Source organism: Rhizobium sp. Leaf453 (assembly GCF_001425605.1).
Classification (GTDB): domain Bacteria; phylum Pseudomonadota; class Alphaproteobacteria; order Rhizobiales; family Rhizobiaceae; genus Pararhizobium.
In genome coordinates, this window is record NZ_LMRG01000012.1 from 375,078 (window position 1) to 394,892 (window position 19,815).

At 59.9% G+C, this 19,815-nt stretch carries 24 protein-coding genes and 1 pseudogene; 13 read left to right on the top strand and 12 right to left on the bottom strand.

Annotated features, from left to right (window positions below; translation table 11 throughout):
* Nucleotides 1–236 precede the first annotated feature (236 nt).
* Together msrB and msrA are read left to right on the top strand one after the other, a co-directional pair.
* Nucleotides 237–683, top strand: coding sequence for a peptide-methionine (R)-S-oxide reductase MsrB (msrB, locus tag ASG68_RS15265; protein ID WP_062584058.1), 447 nt, complete (start codon nucleotides 237–239; stop codon nucleotides 681–683).
* On the top strand, nucleotides 683–1,201 hold the full coding sequence (gene msrA, locus ASG68_RS15270; protein ID WP_062584007.1) for a peptide-methionine (S)-S-oxide reductase MsrA: 519 nt from the start codon (nucleotides 683–685) through the stop codon (nucleotides 1,199–1,201). Before msrB ends, msrA begins: the two co-directional genes overlap by 1 nt.
* 212 nt (nucleotides 1,202–1,413) lie before the next feature.
* Here the strand turns inward: msrA and ASG68_RS15275 are convergent, their stop codons facing one another.
* The 4 genes from ASG68_RS15275 to ASG68_RS15290 all read right to left on the bottom strand — a co-directional run bounded on the left by ASG68_RS15275 (nucleotide 1,414) and on the right by ASG68_RS15290 (nucleotide 3,472).
* Complete coding sequence (locus tag ASG68_RS15275; protein ID WP_062584008.1) at nucleotides 1,414–1,677, bottom strand: hypothetical protein; 264 nt, start codon at nucleotides 1,675–1,677, stop codon at nucleotides 1,414–1,416.
* A gap of 288 nt (nucleotides 1,678–1,965) precedes the next feature.
* On the bottom strand, nucleotides 1,966–2,229 hold the full coding sequence (locus tag ASG68_RS15280) for a DUF2312 domain-containing protein (RefSeq protein ID WP_062584009.1): 264 nt from the start codon (nucleotides 2,227–2,229) through the stop codon (nucleotides 1,966–1,968).
* Between the two features lie 120 nt (nucleotides 2,230–2,349).
* Nucleotides 2,350–2,655 (bottom strand): DUF1244 domain-containing protein, encoded by a 306-nt coding sequence (locus ASG68_RS15285; protein WP_062584010.1) that lies wholly within the window; start codon nucleotides 2,653–2,655, stop codon nucleotides 2,350–2,352.
* Between the two features lie 22 nt (nucleotides 2,656–2,677).
* Complete coding sequence (locus ASG68_RS15290) at nucleotides 2,678–3,472, bottom strand: N-formylglutamate amidohydrolase (protein ID WP_062584011.1); 795 nt, start codon at nucleotides 3,470–3,472, stop codon at nucleotides 2,678–2,680.
* Between the two features lie 222 nt (nucleotides 3,473–3,694).
* On the opposite strand from ASG68_RS15290, the gene ASG68_RS15295 reads away from it, so the two are divergent.
* Nucleotides 3,695–4,141 carry a DUF1036 domain-containing protein gene (locus ASG68_RS15295; RefSeq protein ID WP_162243584.1) on the top strand — a complete coding sequence of 149 codons (447 nt, stop codon included), beginning with the start codon at nucleotides 3,695–3,697 and terminating at the stop codon, nucleotides 4,139–4,141.
* The gene (gene pyk, locus ASG68_RS15300) at nucleotides 4,141–5,580 is read left to right on the top strand and encodes a pyruvate kinase (protein WP_062584012.1); all 1,440 of its coding nucleotides are present in this window, start codon (nucleotides 4,141–4,143) and stop codon (nucleotides 5,578–5,580) included. Before ASG68_RS15295 ends, pyk begins: the two co-directional genes overlap by 1 nt.
* A gap of 92 nt (nucleotides 5,581–5,672) precedes the next feature.
* Here pyk and ASG68_RS15305 read toward each other — a convergent pair whose 3' ends face one another.
* The 6 genes from ASG68_RS15305 to ASG68_RS15330 all read right to left on the bottom strand — a co-directional run bounded on the left by ASG68_RS15305 (nucleotide 5,673) and on the right by ASG68_RS15330 (nucleotide 9,655).
* On the bottom strand, nucleotides 5,673–6,671 hold the full coding sequence (locus ASG68_RS15305; protein ID WP_062584060.1) for an alpha/beta fold hydrolase: 999 nt from the start codon (nucleotides 6,669–6,671) through the stop codon (nucleotides 5,673–5,675).
* A 124-nt stretch (nucleotides 6,672–6,795) separates the two neighbouring features.
* On the bottom strand, nucleotides 6,796–7,389 hold the full coding sequence (locus ASG68_RS15310; protein WP_062584013.1) for a hypothetical protein: 594 nt from the start codon (nucleotides 7,387–7,389) through the stop codon (nucleotides 6,796–6,798).
* A gap of 174 nt (nucleotides 7,390–7,563) precedes the next feature.
* Nucleotides 7,564–7,689 carry a type B 50S ribosomal protein L36 gene (ykgO, locus tag ASG68_RS15315; RefSeq protein ID WP_018327898.1) on the bottom strand — a complete coding sequence of 42 codons (126 nt, stop codon included), beginning with the start codon at nucleotides 7,687–7,689 and terminating at the stop codon, nucleotides 7,564–7,566.
* A gap of 184 nt (nucleotides 7,690–7,873) precedes the next feature.
* On the bottom strand, nucleotides 7,874–8,923 hold the full coding sequence (locus ASG68_RS15320) for a 5-(carboxyamino)imidazole ribonucleotide synthase (RefSeq protein ID WP_062584014.1): 1,050 nt from the start codon (nucleotides 8,921–8,923) through the stop codon (nucleotides 7,874–7,876).
* Complete coding sequence (gene purE / locus ASG68_RS15325) at nucleotides 8,920–9,384, bottom strand: 5-(carboxyamino)imidazole ribonucleotide mutase (protein WP_062584061.1); 465 nt, start codon at nucleotides 9,382–9,384, stop codon at nucleotides 8,920–8,922. Before purE ends, ASG68_RS15320 begins: the two co-directional genes overlap by 4 nt.
* Before the next feature lie 67 nt (nucleotides 9,385–9,451).
* On the bottom strand, nucleotides 9,452–9,655 hold the full coding sequence (locus tag ASG68_RS15330) for a YdcH family protein (protein WP_062584015.1): 204 nt from the start codon (nucleotides 9,653–9,655) through the stop codon (nucleotides 9,452–9,454).
* Between the two features lie 241 nt (nucleotides 9,656–9,896).
* Between ASG68_RS15330 and ASG68_RS30685 the strand changes: the two genes are divergently transcribed.
* Nucleotides 9,897–10,070: a YdcH family protein gene (locus ASG68_RS30685; RefSeq protein WP_082478450.1), complete on the top strand. Its 174-nt coding sequence runs from the start codon at nucleotides 9,897–9,899 to the stop codon at nucleotides 10,068–10,070.
* Nucleotides 10,071–10,261: 191 nt separating this feature from the next.
* Here ASG68_RS30685 and ASG68_RS15335 read toward each other — a convergent pair whose 3' ends face one another.
* Together ASG68_RS15335 and ASG68_RS15340 are read right to left on the bottom strand one after the other, a co-directional pair.
* Nucleotides 10,262–10,522: an ArsR/SmtB family transcription factor gene (locus tag ASG68_RS15335; RefSeq protein WP_037099983.1), complete on the bottom strand. Its 261-nt coding sequence runs from the start codon at nucleotides 10,520–10,522 to the stop codon at nucleotides 10,262–10,264.
* A 161-nt stretch (nucleotides 10,523–10,683) separates the two neighbouring features.
* A complete protein-coding gene (locus tag ASG68_RS15340) occupies nucleotides 10,684–11,463 on the bottom strand; it encodes a sulfite exporter TauE/SafE family protein (protein WP_062584016.1) in 780 nt (259 codons plus the stop codon).
* A gap of 105 nt (nucleotides 11,464–11,568) precedes the next feature.
* Here ASG68_RS15340 and ASG68_RS15345 point away from each other — a divergent pair, with 105 nt between their 5' ends.
* From ASG68_RS15345 to ASG68_RS32455, 8 genes and pseudogenes are all read left to right on the top strand, one after another.
* On the top strand, nucleotides 11,569–12,222 hold the full coding sequence (locus tag ASG68_RS15345) for a thiamine phosphate synthase (RefSeq protein ID WP_062584017.1): 654 nt from the start codon (nucleotides 11,569–11,571) through the stop codon (nucleotides 12,220–12,222).
* A gap of 9 nt (nucleotides 12,223–12,231) precedes the next feature.
* The gene (locus tag ASG68_RS15350; protein WP_082478451.1) at nucleotides 12,232–13,434 is read left to right on the top strand and encodes a tetratricopeptide repeat protein; all 1,203 of its coding nucleotides are present in this window, start codon (nucleotides 12,232–12,234) and stop codon (nucleotides 13,432–13,434) included.
* A 104-nt stretch (nucleotides 13,435–13,538) separates the two neighbouring features.
* Complete coding sequence (efp, locus tag ASG68_RS15355) at nucleotides 13,539–14,102, top strand: elongation factor P (RefSeq protein ID WP_062584018.1); 564 nt, start codon at nucleotides 13,539–13,541, stop codon at nucleotides 14,100–14,102.
* Between the two features lie 67 nt (nucleotides 14,103–14,169).
* Complete coding sequence (locus tag ASG68_RS15360) at nucleotides 14,170–14,970, top strand: inositol monophosphatase family protein (RefSeq protein WP_062584019.1); 801 nt, start codon at nucleotides 14,170–14,172, stop codon at nucleotides 14,968–14,970.
* 150 nt (nucleotides 14,971–15,120) lie between these two features.
* Entirely contained in the window at nucleotides 15,121–16,230 is a 1,110-nt protein-coding gene (locus ASG68_RS15365) for a MotA/TolQ/ExbB proton channel family protein (RefSeq protein ID WP_413814015.1), read from the top strand.
* A gap of 3 nt (nucleotides 16,231–16,233) precedes the next feature.
* Nucleotides 16,234–17,265, top strand: coding sequence for a peptidoglycan -binding protein (locus ASG68_RS15370; RefSeq protein ID WP_062584020.1), 1,032 nt, complete (start codon nucleotides 16,234–16,236; stop codon nucleotides 17,263–17,265).
* Between the two features lie 109 nt (nucleotides 17,266–17,374).
* Nucleotides 17,375–19,018, top strand: a complete 1,644-nt coding sequence (locus ASG68_RS15375) for an FAD-binding dehydrogenase (protein WP_062584021.1) — start codon at nucleotides 17,375–17,377, stop codon at nucleotides 19,016–19,018.
* A 444-nt stretch (nucleotides 19,019–19,462) separates the two neighbouring features.
* Nucleotides 19,463–19,815 (top strand): annotated as a pseudogene (locus tag ASG68_RS32455) (transposase); the annotation flags it as partial.

Genomic DNA, 19,815 nt, shown 5'->3' on the forward strand with positions numbered 1-19,815 from the left:
CCCGCTGGTGACAGCGGGCCTCATGCGTTTGGGCTCACGGCAATGTGTGGCGGATGTGAAAGTCAGTGCGCCATATCGCGCCCGGCAAATATGGCGGAAGGCCAATTGCCTTCCTATATACGGGTCATCTCTCTCGCCGGTTGCGCGTCCATCCCTCGCTGTGGTTCGATGCAGGAGGTAACGGTTTGTGCGACGACCGCGAAGACGATCACGTTGGAACGGACAAGGAGTTTTGGATGTCCAAATATTCGAAGAGCGTGGAAGCAATTTCAAAGCTGTCTCCGGAACAGTATCGGGTGACGCAGGAAAGCGGCACGGAGCGGCCCGGCACCGGGGAATATCTCGGCAACAGGAAGCCGGGCATCTATGTCGACATCGTCTCGGGCGAGCCGCTGTTCGCATCGTCGGACAAATACGAGTCCGGTTGCGGTTGGCCGAGCTTCACCAAGCCGATCGATGCTCACTATGTCGCCGAACTGCGCGACGTGTCCCATGGAATGATCCGCACGGAAGTTCGCTCGACCCATGGCGACAGCCATCTCGGCCATGTCTTTACCGATGGTCCAAGGGATCGTGGCGGGCTGCGCTATTGCATCAATTCCGCCTCGCTCCGTTTCGTCCCGCGCGAGAAGATGGAAGCGGAAGGTTATGGTGACTATGTATCTCAGGTGGAGGAAATCTGATGACGACTGAACGCGCAGTGCTGGCCGGCGGTTGCTTCTGGGGCATGCAGGATCTGATCCGCCGCTACAATGGCGTGCTCGACACCCGCGTCGGCTATACCGGCGGAGATGTCGAGAATGCGACCTACCGCAATCACGGTAGCCATGCCGAGGGCATCGAGATCATCTTCGATCCAGCCCGCATCAGCTACCGTGAACTGCTGGAGTTCTTTTTCCAGATCCATGATCCGTCGACACTCAATCGGCAGGGCAATGACCGGGGAACGAGCTATCGGTCCGCGATCTACTATACCAGTGACGAGCAGAAGCGTGTCGCCATCGACACGATCGCCGATGTCGATGCCTCCGGTCTATGGCCGGGCAAGGTGGTGACGGAAGTGGAGCCGGCCGGTGCATTCTGGGAAGCGGAGCCGGAGCACCAGGATTATCTGGAGCGGATTCCGAACGGCTATACCTGCCACTTCGTCCGCCCGGGCTGGAAGCTGCCGCGCCGTGAGCAACGGGTTTCGGTCGCCTGAGGTCCATAAGACTTGAACTGGCAGAAGCGGTTGCGTTTGCCAGTTCCTTCCCATCTGCTGCGGGATCGTCGCAGGTCGAGGCATGTGCATCGGTCTTGCATGAGAGCTATGGTGTTGGCTGCTCACCAATGGGCTGCCCTCGCCGATCACGGTCTTTGTTCAGCCTGCATTTCGCAGCAAATCGGCGGCAGAGTTTGGGTGGGGCGGCCGTTCTATTTTGGAAGGCACTCGACATCATAGGCTATGATGATCTGCTCCGGGCCAGCGGCGCCTAAGGCCTGCAAGCTTTCCAGGCCACTTCTCAACTTGGTTCCAGCTTCTTTCAAACTCGCCTCGAGCTTTGATTTCGCCGCCATGCAGCGCTCTTCACTCGAAAATTCCTGAAACACGACGTTTGGGCGGAGCCTCCATTCTGTTCGGTCATCTGTCGCGGCCGGATTGACGGAATAGGAGAACACGTACATCAGGACCCACATCGGGTGTTCCTCCGGTTGCAGACGGTACGCGCGTCAAGGAGCGCTCATGAATGGTTTGGTTCATGATCGTGCCACCGTTTCACACGTGCTGGCAAGTTTATTTGCAGGAAAGTGTCATAAATAAAAAATCAAAGGTTGAGTTTTTAAAGTGAAGCAACCCTGGAAGGATAACGCAGATACTGCCGCGAGGGAGACCCGCCGACGGGACATGGCGTCATGATAAAGGGCCGGAAAAAATCCGACCCTTTCAAAATTTAACTGAGCCGAAAGTTACGACTTTCGTCTGAATTACTCGGCGTCCGGCGCGTCGATCATGCCGAGGGCGGCGAGATAGGTGTCGAGGATGGCTTCCTGTTCCATGCGCTCGTCCTTGTCCTGCTTGCGGATGGCGATGACCTTCTTGAGGATCTTCGTATCAAAGCCGGTTCCCTTTGCCTCGCCATAGACATCCTTGATGTCGTCGGCGATGGTCTTCTTTTCTTCTTCCAGCCGCTCGATCCGCTCGATGAAAGAGCGAAGCTGGTCGCGGGCGACGCCATGGGCATCCGACATGGTCTTCTCCTTATTGGGGACTGAATTTGTGAGGCTGTGACCTGACGTGAAGCGCGGTCAAGGTCAAGTGACATTGCGCATATTGGCGACGATTTCGCGGCAGGCGGGGCCGTATCGGCCTTATTCTTTCGGCTTGTTCACCTCGAATGCGGCCTTCTGCTCGACGCTTGCCTCGCGTTGGTGCTTTGCTCGCCATTCTTCATAGGGCATGCCATAGACGATTTCACGCGACGCTTCCTTGTCCATCGGGACGCCGGCCGCATTGGCCGCGTCACGGTACCAGTTGGACAGGCAGTTGCGGCAGAATCCGGCAAGATTCATCAGGTCGATGTTCTGGACATCGCTGCGTTCGCGCAGGTGGGCGGCGAGCCGGCGGAATGCGGCCGCCTCGAATTCAAGCTGTTGCTGTGGCGTCAGGTCGCTCATCGTCGATCTCTTTTCGGTCTTGTCAGAAGGCGTACGGCCCGGTGCGGGACGGATAGCGCTTGATCTCGTGCATTTCGGGGCGCGCGTTCAATCTTTCAAGGATCGGCCCCAGCCGTTCGTCCCATTCGGCAACGCCGACATCGTCCCCAATCAGATCCTGCCGCACCTCTATCAGGGCATGGGCGATACCGGTCTCCATGCAATGGCGAAACATCGTATCGCCGCGCAGTGCGCCGTCATAGGGCTCGTTGTTGCCGACAATAATGTTGCCGGATGCCTCGAGTCCGGTGATCAGCGGTTCAACGGCGCGCGGGTCACTGTCCCAGAGAACGGCGGCATGCCAGGGGCGGGCGACGCCTTTCCAGGCGGGCGTATAGGAATGCAGCGAGATGACCAGTGGCGCCTTGCCGCTTGCAGCGCTGACTTCAGCAAGCATCTGAGAGATGGCCCGGTGGTAAGGCCGGTGAAACCGGTCGAGACGCGCGTTCCACTCTTCCGGCGTGATCGGATGGTTGCCGGGAATGATGGCACCGTCTGAAATTTTCATGATCAGCGTCGGGTCATCCTCGCCACGGTTGGGGTCGATCAGCAGGCGCGAAAAGCAGCTCATAACGGCGGGAACGCCAAGCCGGGCCGCAAGCCGACGCGTCAGCGCCTCGACACCGATATCATAGGCGATATGCCGTTCGAAGGCGCTTTCCGGCAGTCCTAGACGCCCATATTCCGGCGGTAACCTGTTCGTTGCGTGATCAGCGAGAAGGACCAGACCAGCCGTCCTGTCCCCTTCAATGATCTCGAATGGTGATGATTGCGGCATACAGTATCAACTCGTTTCATGCTTGACGAAATTTGATGGCATGATGGGGCCGATATCGCAAGGCAATGGTCGATTTCTCCGGTTTCGGTCAACAAAAAGCCGGATGTAATCGATTAGAGTCGCGTTGACATTCAAGCCCCACCGTCGCAAGAAAGTGCCACGACAAATCACAATGGAGATCCATTGGAAACCGTGTCTAGATATGCTTTTTCCAGACTGAATATGCGGAACTTGGCGCTTGGCGCCGCCGTCATTACGGGTCTGGCAGTATTTTCGCCGGTTCTGGTGACAAGCGAGGCCCACGCGGAGTTTCGTGTGTGCAATGGCACGCAGAACCTCGTTGGCGTGGCTATCGGCTACCGGGCCAAGGAAGGCTGGATTACGGAAGGGTGGTGGCAGGTTCCTGCGACCACCTGCGCGACCCTGATCGAGGGCGAACTGCAATCACGCTACTATTATCTCTACGCTGAGGATGCGGCCCGCGGCGGCCGCTGGACGGGTGAGGTCAACATGTGCCTCGCTGAAAACGAGTTCAAGATTACCGGCGTGCAGGATTGCTTCGCGCGCGGGTTCCAGCGGGTGGGATTCAAGGAATACGACACGGGGCGTCAGGGAAGCTGGATGGTTCAGTTGTCCGATACCCCAGGGACACAAGAAAGCCACAACTGATGAAGCGGAATAGAAAAGTCAAAATCCTCGCCACGCTTGGCCCGGCGTCGAATGAAGAAGAGATGATCCAGAAGCTGCACGAAGCAGGCGCTGATCTCTTCCGCATCAACATGAGCCATGCCAGCCATGACATGATGCGTACGCTGATCAAGCGCATCCGCAGCGTCGAAGCGCGCTGTGGCCGCCCGATCGGCATTCTCGCTGACCTGCAGGGACCGAAGCTGCGCGTCGGCAAGTTCGCCGATGGCAAGGTGGATTTGGTTCCCGGCCAGACCTTCACGCTCGACAACAACGACGCTCTGGGTGACACCAAGCGCGTCCACCTGCCGCATCCGGAAATCCTCGAATCCGTCAAGCCTGGCCATCGCCTGCTGATCGACGACGGCAAGTTGCATCTGCGCGCTGAAAAGTGCGACGGCAAGTCCATCGTCTGCACCGTGGTTTCCGGCACCAAGATTTCCGACCGCAAGGGCGTCAGCCTGCCCGATACGTTGCTCGGCGTCGGCGCCCTGACCGAGAAGGACCGGGCCGACCTCGATGCCGTGCTCCAGACCGAGGATGTCGATTGGGTTGCCCTGTCGTTCATCCAGCGGCCGGAAGACCTGTCAGAGGTTCGCAAGATTTCGCGCGGCCGCGTCGGTCTGATGTCAAAGATCGAAAAGCCGCAGGCGATCGAGCGGATCGACGAGATTATCGAGCTTTCCGACGCGCTGATGGTTGCCCGTGGCGACCTCGGCGTCGAAATGCCGCTCGAAGCGGTTCCCGGCCTGCAGAAGCAGTTGATCCGCGCCTGCCGCCGTGCCGGCAAGCCGGTCGTCGTCGCGACCCAGATGCTGGAATCGATGATTTCGGCGCCGGTTCCGACCCGCGCTGAAGTGTCCGACGTTGCCACCGCCGTCTTCGAAGGCGCCGATGCAGTGATGCTGTCGGCCGAGTCCGCCTCCGGCGATTACCCGGTCGAGGCCGTTTCGACGATGGCGTCGATCGCCAGCAAGGTGGAGCTTGACCCGCACTATTCGGGCATCATCTATGCCCAGCGCACGCCGCCGGAAGCAACCGGCGCCGACGCCATTTCGCTCGCTGCTCACCAGATCGCCGAGACGCTGAAGCTGTCGGCCATCGTCTGTTATACGTCATCGGGCACGACGGGCCTGCGCACCGCGCGCGAGCGCCCGCAGGTTCCGATCCTGGCTCTTTCGCCGGTGATCCAGACGGCGCGCCGCCTCGCCGTGGTCTGGGGCTTGCACTGCGTCGTCACCAGCGACGCGACCGACCTTGACGACATGGTCAACCGCGCCTGCCGCATCGTTGCGACGGAAGGCTTCGGAAAGCCGGGCGACCGGGTGATCATTTCGGCCGGCGTGCCGCTGGGAACGCCAGGCGCCACCAACATGCTGCGCATCGCCTATATCGGCTCCGACGGCCTCAGCGGCGTCTGACCCCGGTTCTCTGTGAACATGAAAGCCGTCGGAGCGATCCGGCGGCTTTTTGCATTTCAGGCTGTGCGGGCTTTTCCCATCGACCGGGTCAGCTATTGAACCACGGTGATCCGCGCTTCCGCCTCAGCCGCCAACTTCTTCAGGTTACGCTTCTTTCCAGCCACGCTCTCGATCGCGGAGATCGCGAGGTCGGTGACGATATAGTCCGGCTTGTGCCCGAGATTGTGAATGGTAAGCAGCGTCGAGCCGGCGATGGCTGCGTGTAGCTGCCGGGAATGGATGTGCGGATAGACGACATTGTCGGCATCGCCGGTGATAATCACGGTCGGCGCCTTGATCTCCCGGTAACGCGGTGAGACGCGCTTTACGTATTCCAGCAGGTTGGCGACATCGATGGCATTGTTGCGGAAGGCGCGGGGGCGCAGGGCAAGATAGGCGGCGGTGTTTTCGATATAATCGTCAGGCCGGGGATTGGGAGCAAAGACCGACTTTGTTGCCTTGTCGATCGCGGCAAGACCGGCAGGCGGAGCAATCAGCGTCGAGAACAGCCAGCCGAGGACGGGCGTCCTGGCGGCGGAATAGTACCATTCGATACCACCGGGCCAGGGATGTGTGGCGGGGGAGAGGAAGACCAGCCCCTCGACCATATCCTTGTGATTGAGCGCGAAGGTTGCCGCGATGGCGCCGCCGAAGGAATGGCTGACGATGATCGCCTTGCGGATGCCGCGCTTCTTCATCAGGGCAGCGATCGCATCCGCCTGGCCGTCCGGAAAGGCATTCTGTGGCCCGCCTCGCTCTGAGAATCCGAGACCTGGGCGATCCACGAACAGCATATCGGCGCGGCCGTCGAGCTTCGCCCGGAAGGCGGTCATCAGGTCGCGCAGGTTGGCGCTGGCGCCGTGGATGAAGACTAGCGTCGGCAGGTCCGCCGTTTTCGGACGGGGAACATAAACACTGTTCATGCGATAGCCGCCGACGTCGATCAATTCGCCCTGGTTCGGATTGTTCTTTTCGAAGGCCGCTGCCTGATAGGAGCTGAAGCCGAATCCCGTGGCGAGAACGGCGAAAAAGACGAAGGCGATAAACAGCATGATTTTCCTGGAGGCGAAATTCATCGATCACTTTCTCGCGCACTGAGGACATGCGCAACCGGCCGGATGGATATTGTTATGCCGATACGGTGAAAGGAGATGCTTGGTTTCGCGGAAAGGCGGTTTAGGTGCGATTGCCGGCCAGTTTTTCTTCAAGCTCGCCCAGTTGTTCCTGTGCCTTTCGGTCGGCCGGATAGATATCGAGGAACTGCTCCCAGGCCCGAAGCGCCAGTTCATCCTTGCCGGCGGCGGTCAGGATCGCCGCCATGCCGGCCAGTGCGCCGAAATGGCGTGGCTCGATGGCGAGCACGCGATTGATGTCGGACATGGATTTGCGGAAGTTGCCCATCTGGTAGTGCAGCGTGGCACGCTGGTTCCAGCCTTCGACATACTGCGGGGAAAGGGCGATGACCTGGTCGAGCACGTCGAGCGCCGTGGCCTGACGGTTGGCTTCCATCGCCTTGGCCGCCCATTGCATCAGGAGATTGACGGAGGCGCTGCCGGAATCCTGCCATTCGATGCGGATTCGGTCGGAAATCTCACGGGCCTTGTCCGGCGTGCGTTCCCGCTTCAACTCCGCAAAAAGCGTATCGAGTCGCTGCTTGGGTGTCGTCAGCTCCGATGTCACGGACGCTTGTGACGCATCCGCGGCCTGAAGAGCAGGCACGGCCGCAATGGATACTGCGAGGAGGGAGCCGAGAATCAGAAATGATGACATGAGTTTAGCCATGGCAGATAAGGTAGTCCGCCATGGCCGAAGATCAAATCAAATTTGTGACATCAAGATGATGAACCGCCGAGCGCCTGTTTTCTCCCGGAGAACAGGCGCAGAGACGCACACAGTCCATTCACGATTATCCAGAAAGCCAAGCTTTCCGGCTCGCGGAATGAATCAGCCCTGACGAGCCTTGAAGCGCGGGTTCAGCTTGTTGATGATGTAGATGCGACCCTTGCGGCGAACCAGACGGTTTTCGCGGTGACGGGCCTTCAGCGACTTGAGCGAATTTTTGATCTTCATTTTTCTGATCCGCAGTTTAGGCGAATCCATGTTCGCCGGTCTTTAACAATCAAAAGCGCGCTGGCAGACCGTTAAAGTCGAGCGCGCTCTTAGGGTGGCAGGCAAATAACCCGGCATCATAAAAGTGTCAACCATAGAGAGCCGGTTTTCGCAGGGGCTTTCGGCTTTTCTGTGGGTTAACGCCCTATTTCAGCCAGGTGACGTGCCCCATCTTGCGTCCCGGACGCGCTTCCGTCTTGCCGTAAAGGTGCACCAGCGTCTGGGGTTTGGCGAGCCACGAGGGCACGTCGTCGATGTCGTCACCGATCAGGTTCTGCATCACGCAATCGGAATGTCGCGCACCGTCTGACAGCGGCAGGCCGGTGACGGCGCGGATATGCTGTTCGAACTGGGAGACCGCGCAGGCGGCTTCCGTCCAGTGGCCGGAGTTATGGACGCGCGGTGCGATCTCGTTGCAAACCAGCGTGCCATCGGCAAGGATGAAGAACTCAACGCCGATGACGCCGACATAGTTGAGCGCGGACAGGATCGCGGTTGCGGCCAGTCGGGCAGCCTCCGCCGCCGTCTCGTTCACGGAGGCCGGAACGGTCGACGTATGGAGAATGCCGTTGCGATGGATGTTTTCGGCCGGATCGTAGCAGGCGATCGTGCCATCGGTGCCGCGCGCGGCAATGATCGACATCTCCCGCTCGAAGGGCACGAAGCTTTCGAGAATCATCGGCACGCTTCCGAGTGCGGCAAAGGCACCGGCGGGATCGTCCGAGGCGCTTTTGAACACGCGTTGGCCCTTGCCGTCATAGCCGAAGCGGCGGGTTTTCAGCACGCCCTGACCGGAGAAATCGACAAGCGCCTGTTCCACCTGCTCCTGGCTGTCGATGGCATGGAAACGGGCGGTCTCGATGCCGCAGCCGTTGAGGAACCGTTTCTCTGTGACGCGGTCCTGGGAGACTTCCAGTGCCTTGGCTGGCGGACAGACCGGGCGGGTCTGCGCGAGCAATTCGGCTGCCTTGACCGGAACGTTTTCGAATTCGTAGGTGATGACGTCGCAAGAGTCTGCGAGTTGGCGCAACGCTGCTTCGTCGTCATAGGCGGCAACGATCTGGCCATTGGCAACCTGAGCCGCCGGACAATCGGCCTGCGGTTCCAGAATGATGGTGCGGAAATTGAGACGAGCCGCCGCCATGGCGAGCATGCGGCCGAGCTGGCCGCCGCCAATGATGCCGATCGTTCTCATGCCTGATCCACGGGGTACTCGGCCACAGATACGCTCTGCTGTTCGCGCCAGTCGTCGAGGCGGTCGGCGAGATCTGGGTCGCTGAGTGCGAGGACTGCAGCGGCAAGAAGGGCTGCATTGACGGCGCCCGCGCGGCCGATCGCCAACGTGCCGACAGGAATGCCGGCGGGCATCTGCACGATCGACAACAGGCTATCCTGGCCGGACAGCGCCTTGGACTGGACGGGAACGCCGAACACCGGCAGCGGCGTCATGGCTGCCGTCATGCCGGGCAGGTGGGCCGCACCGCCGGCGCCGGCAATGATGACCTTGAAGCCCTCGTCGCGCGCGCCTCTCGCAAAATTGATCAGCCGATCCACGGTGCGGTGCGCGGAAACGATACGCGCCTCATAGGCCACATCGAGTGCGTCGAGCATATCGGCGGCATTCTTCATGGTCTCCCAGTCGGACTGGCTTCCCATAATGATGGCGACGGGCGGAGTGGCTGCTTTCGTCACGTCTTCATTCCGTATCTTGGTCGAGGCCGTATCAGGCAATGATATCAGGGATGATCTGGTCTTCGATCTTGGTGATCTTGTCCTTAATGATCAGCTTCTTCTTTTTCATCCGCTGGATGCGCAGGGCATCACAGCCGGTCTGGATCATTGCATTGATCGCGACGTCATAATCTTCGTGTTCCTGCCTCAGTCGAGCTACGCCCAGTCTGAGTTCGGCCTGATCCTGATCTGGCATGCATGTTCCCCGTCGGCGCCGGCAGAAGTCGGTCTGCCATCCGTATCAAATCGTCGTCGCTCTAGCACAGAATTGTTGGTAACGGGAAGTTATCCCAATACCAAATCTCGTGAGCCGGATTCCGCGTCAGCCACGATTTCGCCTTCGACAAATGAAAAATAGCGTGGCACACTACCCCGGTTACAACGTGGAACATCCGGCATTTCAAAGCCGGGTGCAAGCAAAAGGAAGGGACTGCCACATGACCATTGAGGCTCATCTTGCAACGCTTGAGAAAAAACATGGTGTTCTGGAGCAGGAGCTCCATTCAGCGCTGACCCAGCCCTCGATTCAGGATCAGCACATCGCCGACATCAAGCGTCGGAAGCTGCGCTTGAAGGACGAAATCGAGAAGATTCGCTCTTCATCTCACTGATTAGGTAAAGCAATCTCATTCATCGGGAGACTTTTGTTCCAGCGTGAATTGATGACCGGAAGAGGGAAGAACACTCCCGAAGCGGCTTCAAGCGTTGTCGATAAGCGGGCTCATCCAATGCGGACATGATGTCCGTCAGAGCCCGCAGGTAGTGAGTTTCCCGGTGTCTGGCCCTTGTCGGGCCATATCCCTCAAGACCAGAACTGATCCAGCCACAGATTGACGCGGTCGAAGCCCGGCTTGTTGATGGCGTAAATCCGTTTCGTGCCGCTTGCCGAGACGGAGACTAAGTTCGAATCCAACAAAGCTTTCAGATGCTGTGACACCGCAGGCCGGCTGATGGGCAGGCCTTCCGCCAGTTCGTTCACAGTGCGGGGCGCGCGCCGCAACTCCTCCAGCAGGTAGCGCCGGTTCGGGTCCGAAATTGCATCGAATGGATCAGCGTGTGACATGGGCAAAAGCTAGGAGAATTCAAAGCGCTCGGCAAGTGAATTGTGCAGTGCGGCATTAGAATTTTGCCGTGCAGTATGCAAGTGATCCGTGCATAATCCGGCAATTATGCCGTTAGTTTTCCCGGGGTATGGCTTCGACCACTTCAACCGGCGCGAATGCTTCAGTAAGCAGTCGCCAGCGCAACCGCACCGTCATAGACCAGCTTCATGCCGGCAAGAAACGCCATCGTGTACATGAAGGGGTAGAACACCTGCGGCTGCATGCGCTTCACCACCCAGGCGCCGGCCATCGTCGCGAGCATTGCCAACGGGAAGAGCGTCACCGACGTTGCCAGATTGCTCGTATCCAGTTGTCCGAGCGCGAAATAGGGGATCAGCTTGACGGCGTTGAGGATGGCAAAGAAGCGGACCATTGTCCCTGTGTAATCGCGTGGCGGCAATTTCAGCGGCAGCGCGTAGATCTGGAAGGGCGGGCCGCCGGAATGGGCGACGAAGCTGCCATAACCGGCAAAAGAGCCGAAAAACATCGCCGGCACTGTCCGGTGCGGTTTGGCCGGGATGACGATGCCTTGCCGCGCGCGCCATGTATTGTAGGCATAGCGCAGCACGAACAGGACGGTGATCAGGCCGATGATCAGCCGCAGCACATCGCGGGAAACATAAGCCGATGTCGCCCAGCCGATACCGATGCCGACAAGGGCGCCGGGCAGCAGGATGGTCAGCGTCTTCCGGTCGCCATTGTGCCGCCAGGTCCAGAGCGCGACGGCATCCATGGCGATCAGGATCGGCAGCAGGAGCGCCGCCGCCTGGACCGGCGACACAACCAGCGACAGGATCGGCACACCCATCATGGAAAGGGCTTCGCCCATGCCGCCCTTGCTGAAACCGACGAGCAGGACCGCGGGGATGGCGATGGCATAGAAATGAAAATCGGGAAGCATGGGTATCGGTTGATCCTTTTGCCCGCAGGGTCTATCGCTTTTGCGGATCGAAATCGAGTAGGGATGATAAGCGCGGACGCGCATTTCATCGGAAACAGAGACATTATGAGCAATCAAGACAATCGCTGCCGCCTGGTCCTCATCGCGCCGGATATTGCCGATATCGAGAGCCGCGCGCGGATCCTGGCCGGCGCGCTGCGTGGCGGTGATGTAGCATCCGTCATCGTTCCGCAATATGACCTGGACGATCACACGTTCCAGAAACATGCCGAAGCCCTGGTCCCGGTCATTCAGGAAGCGGGTGCCGCCGCGCTGGTTGCAGGCGATACGCGGGTCGCGGGCCGGGCCAAGGCGGATGGCCTGCACATCACCGGCAATGCGGCTGATCTCGCCGAGGCTGTCGAAAAACTCTCTCCGAAGCTGATCGTCGGCGGCGGCAATGCCGCGGATCGCCATCACGCGCTGGAAATGGGCGAAATCCGTCCGGACTACGTGTTCTTCGGCAAGATCGATGGCGATATCAAGCCGGAAGCGCATCCGAAGAACGTGGCGCTGGCCGAATGGTGGGCGTCGATGATCGAAATTCCCTGCATCGTCATGGGCGGAACTGACCCGGATTCGGCGTTGACCGTGGCCGAGAGCGGTGCCGAGTTCGTGGCCCTTCGTCTGGCGGTTTTTTCCGAACCGGAACAGGCGCCTTCTATTGTTGCCGCAATCAACGCACTTCTTGACGAAAAAGCGCCACGGTTTGAAGCTTAAGACATTTTCATGGTGATCCGTCCTTCTTCCTCGCTGCGCCGATTCCGGCTGTTTTTGCTCTGCGCTGCCGTGTTTGCGGCGCCGGCCGGCCTTCACGCGCAGACGGGGCTGCCTGGCGTGGATGAACCGGTGCCGGTTGCGACCGGCGATCAGCCGGCGGCGGAACAAGGCGCAGTCGATGAAGGTGCAACAGCCAAGCGCGGGCGGATCACGCCGTTCAACGGTGCGGCCATGCCGGAGGGTGAGATTCCGAAGCTGCAGACGCCCGAGGATGCCAAGAAGGCGGACGAACAGGCTCAGCAGCCCTCAAACGGCGTCAGTGTGCTGGAGCGCATGGGCGCAGCCTTGCCGGCCCTGCCGCAGGAAAAACCCTTTACCGGCAAGGCCGACGATGCCTATGGCGCGTTCCAGCGCGGCTATTACCTGACGGCGATGGAACTGGCTCTGCCGCGCGCGCAGTTGGGCGATGCGGCGGCCCAGACGCTGGTTGCCGAGATTTTCTCGCAAGGACTCGGTGTCGCCCGCAACACCAAGGATGCGGCTTTCTGGTATGGTCAGGCAGCCAATGCCGGTGATCCCGGCGCCATGTTCAAATACGCGCTAATGCTGATGGAAGGTCGCGATGTTCCCCGCGACAAGAAGCGATCCGAAGAACTGATGAAGAAAGCCGCCGATCTCGGCAATTCCTCGGCGCAGTTCAACTACGGCCAGTTGCTTGTCGCTGATATGCCCGGTGAAAAGGGTCTGAAGGCGGCCTTGCCCTATTATGAGAAGTCGGCCGAGCAGGGCATCGCGGATGCGCAATATGCGGTGGCGCAGATTTATCTGAACGTCGACGGGATCGACGAGAACAAGCGTTCTATGGCCCGCAACTGGCTTATGCGCGCGGCGAAGGCCGGGTTCGACACGGCGCAGCTCGATCTGGCGATATGGATGGTCGATGGCATCGGCGGCGAGCGCAATCTTGAAGAAGGTTTCAAGTGGATGTTGCGCGCGGCGCGCGGCGGCAATGTCGTTGCCCAGAACAAGCTGTCGCATCTCTATATCAATGCCATCGGCACCCGGCCGGATCCGGTGGAGGCCGCCAAGTGGTATGTCCTGTCGCGCCGGGCAGGCTTGAAGGACCTTGCGCTTGAGGATTTCTATCTCGGTCTCAACGACGAACAGCAGAAAGCCGCATTGAGCGCTGCCAACAAATACCGCTCATCGTAACACTGTTTTCTCGCAAGACTTGAACTTTCGGGGCTTTTGTGGTCTTGAAGCGCCGGATTGACTGGCCGTTGAGGCCATACGGAATTCTGTAGGGTCTGCTCCCCATGAAAATCAATGGCAATGAAATTCGCCCCGGCAGCGTGGTGGAACACAATGGCGGTCTCTGGGCTGCGGTGAAATGCAATACGGTGAAGCCGGGCAAGGGCGGCGCCTTCAATCAGGTCGAACTCAAGAATCTGATCGATGGCACCAAGCTCAACGAGCGATTTCGCTCGTCGGAGACTGTCGAACTCGTCAGCCTCGAAATGAAGGATTTCCAGTTTCTCTACGAGCAGGGCGACGCGCTGGTGTTCATGGACAATGAGAGCTATGAACAGCTGGAACTGCAGAAGGATTTCGTCGGCGACCGTGCCACCTTCCTGCAGGACGGCATGATGGTGACGGTCAAGCTCTATGACGACAAGCCGATCGGCATCTCGCTGCCCGATCAGGTGGTGCTGACGATCGAGCAGGCCGATCCGGTGGTGAGGGGGCAGACGGCAGCGTCATCCTACAAGCCGGCGATCCTGGAAAACGGTGTGCGCGTCATGGTTCCGCCTTTCATCGAGACCGGCGAGCGCATTCTGGTCGATACCAATGAAATCGTCTATCTCCGCCGCGCGGACTGATCCGCAGCGGCACGTTTAAAATTCTCCGGTCGTTGATGCGGCCGGTTTCTGTTCGAAGGAAGCCACGATGGCACGCTCAGCTCTTCTCAATGTCATGGTTCAGGCCGCGTTCAAGGCCGGAAAGTCCCTGGCGCGCGACTTCGGCGAAGTGCAGAATCTGCAGGTATCGCTGAAAGGCCCCGGCGACTATGTCTCGCAGGCTGATCGCAAGGCGGAAAAGCTGATCCGCGAGGAACTCCTGAAGGCTCGCCCGACCTATGGCTTCCTCGGTGAGGAAAGCGAAGAGATTATCGGCACCGACGGCGCACATCGCTGGATCGTCGATCCGCTGGATGGCACCACCAACTTCCTGCACGGCATTCCGCATTTTGCCATCTCGATCGCGCTCGAACGGCAGGGTGAAGTGGTTGCTTCTGTCGTCCTCAACCCGGCGACCGACGAGCTCTATACTGCCGAACGTGGCGGCGGCGCCTTCCTCAACGATCGCCGCCTGCGTGTTGCTGCCCGCAAGAGTCTGTCTGATGCCGTCATCGGCACAGGTACGCCGCATCTGGGCGCCGGCAATCACGGCACTTATCTGGTCGAGTTGCGCCACGTCATGGGCGAAGTCGCCGGCGTGCGCCGCATGGGCGCTGCGTCGCTCGATCTCGCCTATGTCGCGGCCGGTCGTTTCGATGGTTTCTGGGAGCGCGGCCTGATGCCGTGGGATCTCGCCGCAGGCATTCTCCTGATTCGCGAAGCCGGCGGCTGGGTCGCCGATATCGACGGCGGCAACAAGCCGATCGAGGACGGCACGATCGTTGCCGGCAACGAATATATCCGCAAGGCCCTGCATGAGGTCCTGCACCGGCCGATTCCGGGCAAGTAAGCCCGGAAATGACTGAAACGGCGGCTATTGTGTGCAGTCGCCGCAGTCTGTTGTTTCCCCTTCAATTTGGCACAAAGTTCCTCTAGTCTCCGGACCATCATCGTCGCGCCCGCAGATGCGGGCGGGTTGCGGCCCTGGAAAACCGGAGAAATGAGCCTCATGGCGAAATTGGAACTGTCGGGATGGGATGCCGGCGGAGAGTTGAACGAGGGGTATAATCCCAACAAGCTGACGAGCCCGATGGTCTTCTTCTGGATCATGGTGTTCTTCCTGATTATTGTCGGCTTTGTCGGCGCAATCCTGTTTCGCCAAGCGCACGCCGCCTTCATGAGCAATCCCGGCCTGAACGGGCTGATCCTCGGTGTGTTGCTGATCGGCATTCTTCTCGTTTTCAATCATGTGCTGGGGCTTCGGCCTGAAGTGCGTTGGTTCAATTCCTTCCGCGCTGCCGGAAGTGCTGAAAAGGTTGGTCGCGATCCGGTGCTTTTGGCGCCGATGCGCGCGCTGATTGGCCAGCGCCATTCGATGGCGATTTCAACCACGGCATTGCGCTCCATTCTCGATTCGATCGCCACTCGTCTGGACGAGTCGCGCGACACGTCGCGATACCTGATCGGTCTTCTGGTCTTCCTAGGCTTGCTCGGTACGTTCTGGGGTCTGCTCGGTACGATCGGATCGATCAACACTGTCATCCAATCGCTCGATGCCGGAACGGGAAGCACGCAGGATGTGCTGGCGGCCCTGAAAACCGGCCTTTCCGCGCCGCTGACCGGCATGGGAACAGCCTTCTCCACCTCGCTTTTTGGCCTGTCCGGCTCCCTCATTCTCGGTTTTCTCGATCTGCAGGCCGGCCGCGCGCAGAACCGGTTTTACACGGAGCTGGAAAATTGGCTGTCATCGGTCACCGATGTTAGTTCCGACCTCACGGTAACATCTTCCAGGCCCGGTACCGCGCCGGTTGATGAACTTCGTCAGCTGACGGAGCAACTCGCGCGGCTCAATCAGGATGGCGGCATGAGCCAGCGCACGACCGCAGCCATGGCAAGCCTGGCGGAAGGCATTCAGGGGCTGGTCAAGAACATGCGCGGCGAGCAACAGATGCTGCGTGATTGGATCGAGGCGCAGCAGGAAGAGGCGAAATCGATGCGCAAGACGCTCGACAAGCTATCCGCCCGCATCGGCCACACCGATAAGGCGCCTGCGCACCCCGACCGTTCGCCGCCGAAGCTTGCCCGCTTCGAAGACGCCGGGGGGGAATGATCGATGGCACTTGCGCGCAAGGGCCGCAGCCAGAGGACCGTCGACTACTGGCCGGGCTTCGTCGATGCGCTGTCGACCCTGCTTCTGTCCATCATGTTCCTGCTCTCCGTGTTCGTGCTGGCGCAATTCCTGCTCAGCCGTGAAATCAGCGGCAAGGACGACGTGCTGAACCGGCTGAACAGCCAGATCAACGAATTGACGCAACTGCTGGCGCTGGAAAAAGGCGGCAAGCAGGATCTCGAGGATTCGCTGGCGAACCTTCAGGCCTCGCTGGCGACGTCGGAAGACGAGCGCTCCCGTCTGCAGGCGCTCTTGCAGCAGGGCGCCGGCAGTTCGGACAGTGCTAACCAGCAGATCGGTGACCTGACGGGCAAGCTGGATGCGGAAAAGCAGGCGAGCGCCCGCGCGATGAGCCAGATCGATCTGTTGAACCAGCAGATTGCCGCCCTGCGCAGCCAGATTGCCGCCATTGAAGGCGCTCTGCAGGCCTCCGAAGCCAAAGACGAGGCATCGCAGACGAAGATCGCCGATCTCGGCCGCCGCCTGAATGTGGCGCTGGCACAGCGCGTGCAGGAACTCAATCGCTACCGTTCAGACTTCTTCGGTCGCTTGCGCGAAATCCTTTCGGATCGTGAGAATATCCGCATCGTCGGCGACCGTTTCGTTTTCCAGTCGGAAGTTCTCTTTCCCTCCGGGGGAAACGAGCTGAACCCGGCGGGTCAGGAAGAAATGGCCAAGCTTGCCAATGCGCTGCTCGATCTCGCAAAAGAAATCCCGGCCGAGATCAACTGGGTTCTCCGTGTCGATGGACATACCGACAATGTGCCGCTCTCCGGCACGGGTCGTTACGCCGATAACTGGGAGCTTTCTTCGGCCCGCGCGACCTCGGTGGTCAAATTCCTGATTTCGAAGGGCGTTCCGGCGGATCGTCTGGTGGCTGCCGGTTTTGGTGAGTTCCAGCCGATCGCCGAAGGCGACACGCCGGAGGCTCGTTCGCAAAACCGCCGCATCGAGCTGAAGCTGACGGAAAAATAGCAGTCTTTTCCGGTGTTTGGTCATGCTGGACAAAATCCGGCTGACTTCATCGTTGCCCTGACCTTTACGTGTTCGTAAGCTGTCCTCGGAAGCGGCTTTGGAGGGGCATATGGATTGCGATGTGCTGGTGATCGGCGCTGGGCTTGCCGGTCTCGTTGCGGCGGTGGAAGCCGCCGACCGAGGCCTGCGGGTTATCGTTCTCGATCAGGAAGGCGAGCAGAATCTCGGCGGACAGGCGTTCTGGTCGCTGGGTGGGCTGCTGTTCGTCGATAGTCCCGAGCAGCGGCGCATGCGCATCCGCGACACACTCGATCTGGCCCGTCAGGACTGGATGGGATCGGCACAGTTCGACCGGCCGGAGGATTTCTGGCCGCGCCGCTGGGCGGAGGCCTATCTCGATTTTGCCGCCGGTGAAAAACGCAGTTGGCTGCATGCGCAGGGCATGCGCTGGTTTCCGGTCGTCGGCTGGGCTGAGCGGGGCGGCGGGCTCGCCGATGGTCATGGCAATTCCGTGCCGCGTTTCCATGTCACCTGGGGGACTGGGCCGGGTGTGCTGGCACCGTTCATTGCGCGCGCGAGGGCGGCGGAGGCGAGGGGACGCATTCGGTTCCGCTTTCGTCATCAGGTCGATGAACTGATGGTCAGCAATGGCGCGGTGATTGGCGCGCGCGGTTCGGTGCTGCGCAATGATGGCGTGTTGCGCGGTCAGCGCAGTTCGCGCGAGGTGGTCGATGAGTTCTGGTTCGAGGCCGGCGCCGTGGTCGTCTCTTCCGGCGGTATTGGCGGCAATCATGACATGGTCCGCCGGCAATGGCCGGTCGACCGCTTGGGGCCGGCGCCGGGGCGCATGATCAGCGGCGTTCCACAGCATGTCGATGGCCGCATGATCGAGATCGCCGGTCATGCGCGCGGCTCGGTCATCAACAAGGACCGGATGTGGCACTACACCGAGGGCTTGAGGAATTTCGATCCGATCTGGCCGAACCATGGCATCCGCATCCTGCCGGGACCATCGTCCTTCTGGTGCGACGCCAATGGCAACCGGTTTGCAGCACCCGCGATGCCGGGCTTCGACACGCTGGGAACACTGAAGGCTATCGGCCGCAGCGGCGCCGATTACAGCTGGTTCATCCTGACAAAGGCCATCATCAAGAAGGAATTCGCGCTTTCGGGCTCGGAGCAGAATCCCGACCTGACCGGCAAGGACATCCCGCTGCTGCTCAGGCGGCTGGGCAAGAACCCGCCGGGACCTGTCCAGGCCTTCATGGACAAGGGGGAGGATTTTGTCGTTCGCGACCGGCTGGAGGATCTGGTCGACGGCATGAACGCGCTGACCGGCGAGGGGCGCCTGTCGCTGGATCATCTGCGCCATCAAATCGAGGCGCGGGACCGCGAAATCGCCAACCCGTTCTCCAAGGATGCGCAGGTCACGGCCATTCGTGGCGCGCGCAACTATCTGGGTGACCGCCTGATGCGGACGGCGAAACCGCACCGGCTGCTCGATCCGAAGGCTGGGCCGCTGATCGCGGTGCGCCTCAATATCCTCACCCGCAAGACCCTCGGCGGACTGCAGACGGATCTCGACGGAAGGGTGCTGGAATTGTCCGGTGAACCGGTACCGGGTCTCTATGCGGCCGGCGAAGTCGCCGGATTCGGCGGCGGCGGTATGCATGGCTATAACGCGCTGGAGGGGAGTTTTCTCGGCGGCTGCATTTTTTCGGGCCGGGTCGTCGGGCGCAGGGTAGGGGCTTGAGCAAGCCCTGTGTTTCTTCACCATGAGGTAGGAAGCGAAACAGGTACTTTGCTTAAATCCGGCCCACTCTTTGGAGTGATGATGTTTAATCAGCTCACTAGGTCAGCTGCAGTTAAGTCTTTGGTGGTCTTGATACCTTGATGCCAAACGATTTGGATTCACGGAGATCCGCTACATCACCTGCGACGATGTGGGCGTAGCGATGATTCGGTAGGGGATGCGGAACACGCATGAGAAAGGTGGTCCGCGCATACTGAATAAGGCGGCGGTCAGCCCCAGCACTCCCTGTCGATTTACCCATGTAAACTGAAGCGATCTTTCCGGTTGAGTCCGTCTTAATCATTACCGATCCGATGTTCGGAATTGACGTATGAACTGCCCCCCATTTCGACCGGACAGTCGGCATAAGCAGAAAGGCTCAAGCACAGGCTTGAGGACAGGCTTATGTCTAACGAGTATCGACACGTTGGGACAACCGAGCAGAAGCTGACGATCATTGAGCAGAGTTTCGAACCAGGCGAGACGGTGTCTTCGACCGCTCGCCGCCATGGCGTTGCGCCCAATCTGCTTTATCGGTGGCGCAGGCTGTTGAGCGAGGGAGGTGCTGCAGCCGTGGATTCTGACGAGCCGGTTGTCGGCAATTCGGAAGTGAAGAAGCTGGAGGATCGCGTTCGCGAGCTGGAGCGCATGCTCGGCCGCAAGACGATGGAGGTCGAAATCCTCCGCGAAGCCCTTTCCAAAGCAGACTCAAAAAAACGGATATCGCGGCCGATCTTGTTGCCGAAGGACGGTTCGCC

Excerpts from the sequence above, each read along its gene's own strand:
- ASG68_RS15365 (WP_413814015.1), top strand. The coding sequence starts at position 15,121 with ATGAGCCTCATGGCGAAATTGGAACTGTCGGGATGGGATGCCGGCGGA.
- msrA (WP_062584007.1), top strand. The coding sequence starts at position 683 with ATGACGACTGAACGCGCAGTGCTGGCCGGCGGTTGCTTCTGGGGCATG.
- ASG68_RS15310 (WP_062584013.1), bottom strand. The coding sequence starts at position 7,389 with ATGTCATCATTTCTGATTCTCGGCTCCCTCCTCGCAGTATCCATTGCG.
- ASG68_RS15280 (WP_062584009.1), bottom strand. The coding sequence starts at position 2,229 with ATGTCGGATGCCCATGGCGTCGCCCGCGACCAGCTTCGCTCTTTCATC.
- pyk (WP_062584012.1), top strand. The coding sequence starts at position 4,141 with ATGAAGCGGAATAGAAAAGTCAAAATCCTCGCCACGCTTGGCCCGGCG.
- ASG68_RS30685 (WP_082478450.1), top strand. The coding sequence starts at position 9,897 with ATGACCATTGAGGCTCATCTTGCAACGCTTGAGAAAAAACATGGTGTT.
- ASG68_RS15370 (WP_062584020.1), top strand. The coding sequence starts at position 16,234 with ATGGCACTTGCGCGCAAGGGCCGCAGCCAGAGGACCGTCGACTACTGG.
- ASG68_RS15290 (WP_062584011.1), bottom strand. The coding sequence starts at position 3,472 with ATGCCGCAATCATCACCATTCGAGATCATTGAAGGGGACAGGACGGCT.
- purE (WP_062584061.1), bottom strand. The coding sequence starts at position 9,384 with ATGGGAAGCCAGTCCGACTGGGAGACCATGAAGAATGCCGCCGATATG.
- ASG68_RS15305 (WP_062584060.1), bottom strand. The coding sequence starts at position 6,671 with ATGCTGTTTATCGCCTTCGTCTTTTTCGCCGTTCTCGCCACGGGATTC.
- ASG68_RS15275 (WP_062584008.1), bottom strand. The coding sequence starts at position 1,677 with ATGTGGGTCCTGATGTACGTGTTCTCCTATTCCGTCAATCCGGCCGCG.
- ASG68_RS15350 (WP_082478451.1), top strand. The coding sequence starts at position 12,232 with ATGGTGATCCGTCCTTCTTCCTCGCTGCGCCGATTCCGGCTGTTTTTG.
- ASG68_RS15320 (WP_062584014.1), bottom strand. The coding sequence starts at position 8,923 with ATGAGAACGATCGGCATCATTGGCGGCGGCCAGCTCGGCCGCATGCTC.
- efp (WP_062584018.1), top strand. The coding sequence starts at position 13,539 with ATGAAAATCAATGGCAATGAAATTCGCCCCGGCAGCGTGGTGGAACAC.
- ASG68_RS15335 (WP_037099983.1), bottom strand. The coding sequence starts at position 10,522 with ATGTCACACGCTGATCCATTCGATGCAATTTCGGACCCGAACCGGCGC.
- ykgO (WP_018327898.1), bottom strand. The coding sequence starts at position 7,689 with ATGAAGATCAAAAATTCGCTCAAGTCGCTGAAGGCCCGTCACCGCGAA.
- ASG68_RS15345 (WP_062584017.1), top strand. The coding sequence starts at position 11,569 with ATGAGCAATCAAGACAATCGCTGCCGCCTGGTCCTCATCGCGCCGGAT.
- ASG68_RS15340 (WP_062584016.1), bottom strand. The coding sequence starts at position 11,463 with ATGCTTCCCGATTTTCATTTCTATGCCATCGCCATCCCCGCGGTCCTG.
- ASG68_RS15360 (WP_062584019.1), top strand. The coding sequence starts at position 14,170 with ATGGCACGCTCAGCTCTTCTCAATGTCATGGTTCAGGCCGCGTTCAAG.
- ASG68_RS15330 (WP_062584015.1), bottom strand. The coding sequence starts at position 9,655 with ATGCCAGATCAGGATCAGGCCGAACTCAGACTGGGCGTAGCTCGACTG.
- ASG68_RS15285 (WP_062584010.1), bottom strand. The coding sequence starts at position 2,655 with ATGAGCGACCTGACGCCACAGCAACAGCTTGAATTCGAGGCGGCCGCA.
- ASG68_RS15375 (WP_062584021.1), top strand. The coding sequence starts at position 17,375 with ATGGATTGCGATGTGCTGGTGATCGGCGCTGGGCTTGCCGGTCTCGTT.
- ASG68_RS15295 (WP_162243584.1), top strand. The coding sequence starts at position 3,695 with ATGCGGAACTTGGCGCTTGGCGCCGCCGTCATTACGGGTCTGGCAGTA.
- msrB (WP_062584058.1), top strand. The coding sequence starts at position 237 with ATGTCCAAATATTCGAAGAGCGTGGAAGCAATTTCAAAGCTGTCTCCG.